The following is a 3,700-nucleotide window of genomic DNA, read 5'->3' as shown; positions in this document are numbered from 1 at the left end:
CCCACACACAGCAGGTCACCGGGGCGCGCGCCGCTGCGGGTCAGGGCATGGCCCGTGGGCACTCGCCCGAAAACTGTAAGGGTCAGACACAATGGCCCGCGCGTGGTGTCGCCACCGATAAGGCGCAGGCCACAGGTCTGGGCCATCAGGTTCAAACCACGGGCATAGGTTTGCAGCCACTCGGCGTCAAACGTCGGCAGGGTCAGGGCAAGGGTAAATGCGACAGGAGTTGCGCCCATGGCCGCCAAATCACTGGCCGCCACTGCCAGCGAACGCTGACCGAGCAGGAAAGGGTCGCAGGGATCTGCGAAGTGCACCCCGGCTACCAGGGTGTCGGTGGAAATCGCCAGCTGTTCCCCGAAGGGAACATCCAGCAGGGCGCAGTCGTCGCCAATACCCAGGGCAACACCCTCGCCGCCCTGCGCACAGGGCGCGGCAGCGAAGAAGTTGCGGATCAGCTCAAACTCGCCCATGGCCGACAGCGCGGTTTAGCGCTTGTAAGCCTTTACTTCAGCTTCACGCAGGCGTGGCGCCAGTTTGTCGAGCACACCGTTGACGAACTTGTGGCCGTCGGTGGAGCCGAACACTTTCGCCAGCTCGATGCCTTCGTTGATTACAACGCGGTAAGGCACGTCAACACGCTTGATCAGCTCCCAGGTGGACAGGCGCAGAACAGACAGCTCAACCGGATCGAGTTCTTCGATGGTGATGTCCAGGCACGGAACCAGGGCAGCATCGATCTCGCCTTTGTGCGCAGGCACGCCGTGCAGGATTTCACGGAAGTAGGCAGCATCAACGTCGGAGAAGTCGTTATCGACGCGGAATTGCGCTTCGATTTCGTTCAGCGACTGCTTGGCCATGTGCCATTGGTACAGGGCCTGAGTTGCGAGTTGACGCGCTTCACGGCGCTTGGCGCTCTTGGAAGGCTTGCCAGCGTCCGCAGGTTTCGGGTCGCGCGGGTTGAAACGATCGCTTTCGTCGGAAATCACTTGGCCTCCAACTGTGCCAACAGGCTAACCATTTCAAGGGCGGACAAGGCAGCTTCTGCGCCTTTGTTGCCAGCTTTGGTGCCCGAGCGCTCGATGGCTTGTTCAATCGAGTCAACGGTCAGCACGCCGAAGGCAACCGGTACGCCGAACTGCATGGACACTTGGGACAAGCCCTTGGTGCACTCGCCAGCAACGTATTCGAAATGCGGAGTACCGCCACGAATCACGGCGCCCAGGGCGATGATGGCGGCGAATTCGTTGCGCTGGGCAACTTTTTGCGCGACCAGCGGGATTTCAAACGCGCCAGGTGCGCGGATGATGGTGATGTCGCTTTCGTTCACACCGTGGCGAACCAGGGCATCAACGGCACCACTCACCAGGCTTTCGACGACGAAGCTGTTGAAACGGCCAACTACGAGTGCGTAGCGACCTTTGGGGGCGATGAAGGTACCTTCGATGGTCTTCAGGGTCATTCGGTATGTCTCGTATTAAAGAGCCAGAGCGCATTTGCATGCGCTCTTTAGGATATTGGGCCACGAATTCGGACTGGACACGACCGGTCTTTATTCGGAGGGCACGTATTCTACAACTTCCAGATCGAAACCGGATATGGCATTGAACTTCATTGGTGAACTCATCAGGCGCATTTTGCGTACACCGAGGTCACGCAGGATCTGCGAACCGGCACCGACGATGCTGTAGGTGGTCGGTTTTTTCACCGGCGCGTGGTCTGCCGTTTCGCGGATATTGGCCAGCAATACATCGCCATCCAGGGGGTGACCGAGCAACAGCACCACACCGCTGCCGGCCTCAGCCACCGCGCTCATGGCGGCGCGCAGGCTCCAGCGGCCGGGCTGCTTGACCATCAGCAGGTCGCGCAGCGGGTCCATGTTATGCACGCGCACCAGGGTCGGTTCTTCGGCGCAGATCTTGCCCAGGGTCAGTGCCATATGCACATCGCCTTCGACTGAATCACGATAGGTCACCAAATTGAATTGGCCCAGTTCGCTGTCCAGTGGCTGCTCGGCAATCCGCTGAACGGTACGTTCGTGAATCATGCGGTAGTGGATCAGGTCGGCAATGGTGCCGATCTTGATGCCGTGCTCGGCCGCGAAAGCTTCCAGTTCAGGACGACGGGCCATGGTGCCATCGTCGTTCATCACTTCGCAGATCACGCCGCTTGGCTCGAACCCGGCCATGCGCGCCAGATCACAGGCAGCTTCAGTGTGGCCGGCGCGGGCCAGGGTGCCACCGGCTTGAGCCATCAACGGGAAGATATGGCCGGGGCTGACGATGTCTTCAGCCTTGGCGTCTTTTGCAGCAGCGGCTTGTACCGTGCGGGCACGATCAGCCGCCGAAATGCCGGTGGTCACACCGGTAGCGGCTTCAATCGAGACCGTGAATTTGGTGCCAAAACCGGAACCATTGCGCGGTGCCATCAACGGCAGCTTGAGCAGTTCGCAACGCTCGCGGCTCATCGGCATGCAGATCAGGCCACGGGCAAAGCGCGCCATGAAGTTGATGTGCTCGGCCTGACAACACTCGGCGGCCATGATCAGGTCGCCTTCGTTCTCGCGGTCTTCGTCATCCATAAGGATGACCATCTTGCCTTGGCGGATATCTTCAACCAGTTCTTCGATGCTGTTGAGCGCCACGCGGCACCCCCTTACGTCAGGATTTGAGAAAGCCGTTGGCGGCCAGAAAACTTTCGCTGATGCCACCCGAGGTCGGCTCGGCAGCTTTGTCACCCAGCAGCAAACGCTCAAGGTAGCGCGCCAGCAAATCGACCTCGAGGTTGACCCGGCGACCCGGACGGTAGTCACCCATGATGGTTTCGCTCAGGGTGTGCGGAATGATGGTCAGCGAGAACTCGGCGCCATTGACCGCGTTCACCGTCAGGCTGGTGCCGTCGACCGTGATCGAGCCTTTATGGGCAATGTACTTGGCCAGTTCTTTGGGTGCACGGATGCGGAACTCGATGGCACGGGCGTTCTCCTCACGGGAGATCACCTCGCCCACGCCATCAACGTGGCCGCTGACCAGATGACCGCCCAGGCGCGTGGTCGGGGTCAGGGCCTTTTCCAGGTTGACCCGGCTGCCGCTTTTCAAGTCGTTGAACGCGGTGCAATCGAGGGTCTCGCGGCTGACGTCAGCGGCAAAGCCGTTGCCCGACAGCTCAACGGCGGTCAGGCACACGCCATTGATGGCGATGCTGTCGCCGAGTTTGACGTCGCTCAGGTCGAGCTTGCCGGTGTCGATGGAAACTCGCACATCACCGCCCTTGGGGGTCAATGCACGGATGCTGCCGATGGATTCAATGATGCCGGTAAACATGGCGTTCCCCTTGAGAACAAAGCCTGCGTAACACGAAGGCTGAGAATTATACGCTCGCTGACGGCACAGGTATGGCAGTGACTCGCCAGTCATCGCCTACCGCGCGCATGTCGGTAATTTTGAGCAATGGCGCTTCGCTCATATGGGTCAGCGGCAGCTCCAGTAATGGCCGCGCCGTAGAGCCCAAAAACTTGGCCGCGACAAATATCTGGTATTCATCCACCAACCCCTGCTCGGCAAAGGCCCCCGCCAGACGCGGCCCGGCCTCCACCAGCACTTCGTTGACGCCGCGGGCGGCCAGCGCCTGCAACAACTTGCGCAGGTCGACCTGGCCATTGGCGCCGTGGATCACCAGGCACTCGGGCCCGGTACGGTAT

The 3,700-nt window shown here is 60.5% G+C and carries 6 protein-coding genes; all 6 read right to left on the bottom strand.

The window, feature by feature from the left end:
• Positions 1-473 (bottom strand): AIR synthase related protein (locus GHO03_RS23890; protein WP_256668765.1); only part of this gene is annotated, 473 nt, incomplete at its 3' end.
• A gap of 15 nt (positions 474-488) precedes the next feature.
• Positions 489-989: a transcription antitermination factor NusB gene (nusB, locus tag GHO03_RS23885; RefSeq protein WP_095019065.1), complete on the bottom strand. Its 501-nt coding sequence runs from the start codon at positions 987-989 to the stop codon at positions 489-491.
• Positions 986-1,462, bottom strand: coding sequence for a 6,7-dimethyl-8-ribityllumazine synthase (ribE, locus tag GHO03_RS23880; RefSeq protein ID WP_003444275.1), 477 nt, complete (start codon positions 1,460-1,462; stop codon positions 986-988). Before ribE ends, nusB begins: the two co-directional genes overlap by 4 nt.
• 90 nt (positions 1,463-1,552) lie before the next feature.
• Positions 1,553-2,644: a bifunctional 3,4-dihydroxy-2-butanone-4-phosphate synthase/GTP cyclohydrolase II gene (gene ribBA, locus GHO03_RS23875; RefSeq protein ID WP_094999467.1), complete on the bottom strand. Its 1,092-nt coding sequence runs from the start codon at positions 2,642-2,644 to the stop codon at positions 1,553-1,555.
• A 16-nt stretch (positions 2,645-2,660) separates the two neighbouring features.
• Positions 2,661-3,323: a riboflavin synthase gene (locus GHO03_RS23870; protein ID WP_086795767.1), complete on the bottom strand. Its 663-nt coding sequence runs from the start codon at positions 3,321-3,323 to the stop codon at positions 2,661-2,663.
• Between the two features lie 46 nt (positions 3,324-3,369).
• Positions 3,370-3,700 (bottom strand): RibD family protein (locus GHO03_RS23865; protein ID WP_178110364.1); only part of this gene is annotated, 331 nt, incomplete at its 5' end.

The organism is Pseudomonas sp. FSL R10-1339 (genome assembly GCF_009600545.1).
Classification (GTDB): Bacteria; Pseudomonadota; Gammaproteobacteria; order Pseudomonadales; family Pseudomonadaceae; genus Aquipseudomonas; species Aquipseudomonas bubulae.
This window is presented reverse-complemented; position numbering and strand designations above follow the sequence as displayed.

Bases quoted from the DNA above. Each gene is read 5' to 3' on its own strand.
- ribE (WP_003444275.1), bottom strand. From the start codon at position 1,462: ATGACCCTGAAGACCATCGAAGGTACCTTCATCGCCCCCAAAGGTCGC.
- GHO03_RS23870 (WP_086795767.1), bottom strand. From the start codon at position 3,323: ATGTTTACCGGCATCATTGAATCCATCGGCAGCATCCGTGCATTGACC.